Annotated in this window: 1 protein-coding gene and 1 pseudogene; both read right to left on the reverse strand. The window is 55.0% G+C overall.

Annotated elements, in window-relative coordinates:
- A partial coding sequence (locus J5224_RS32015) for an ABC transporter substrate-binding protein (protein ID WP_264628990.1) occupies positions 1-430 on the reverse strand: 430 nt, incomplete at its 3' end.
- Positions 431-484: 54 nt separating this feature from the next.
- Positions 485-786, reverse strand: a pseudogene (locus tag J5224_RS32020) (TonB-dependent receptor); the annotation flags it as partial.

Consider the following 786-nt stretch of genomic DNA (forward strand, 5'->3'; position numbering starts at 1 on the left):
TCTGTGCGAAATCAACATCCTGAAAAAAACTGCCAAAACCGATGGACTGCGACAACTGCTGTAGGCTGGTCAACACGTTGGTGGCCGATAAGCGGCTACCGTCAGAGAAATAGACATCGGGGCGCAGACGTATTGTCCAACGCGTTGCATCCTCATTCGGTTCAATGGCCGTAGCCAGCTGATACTCCAGCCGCCCATTGCGCCACCTGACCAGCACATCACACACGTTTCCCATCACCGCCCAGGGAAAGTAGGTTTGTGCCTGACCATACTCCAGCGTCTCATTTTGACTGCCGAGCATCACCACCCGCAGCGTTTTGTCATCGCGTGTGGGATGAGATATGTCGCTATGTCCCCAGAAGAACCCAACGGCAGCAACCAGCAAAGCAAGAAGTACAACAACCCGCAGTGTTATTCTCTGTTTTCTCATCCGAATCCTGAATCCTGATAATGCCAGCGTGCGCCGCCCAGCGCGGCGCAGCGGTTACATGTGTACCTTCATCCCGGCACCTAGCACGCGCCCGTGTCCCACGGTGACCACGTTCACACCGGGCATGTAGCTTATGCCGGTGTACTGCGGCCGCTCATTGGTTAGATTCTGTGCAAACAAGTACACATCCAATGACGGAAACTCTAACCCGGCCCTGAGATTGAGCTGGCGATAAGCAGGCAGCGTAAAATTGTTATCCACATTCGCCTCACGCTGAGCGATAAATTGGTGCTGTGCCAGCGCAAACAGATTGGCGTCCGGGATCCCCAACGCGGCGGCCGAGTCGTAATAGGCCA

It is taken from the genome of Candidatus Symbiopectobacterium sp. NZEC135 (assembly GCF_025962695.1).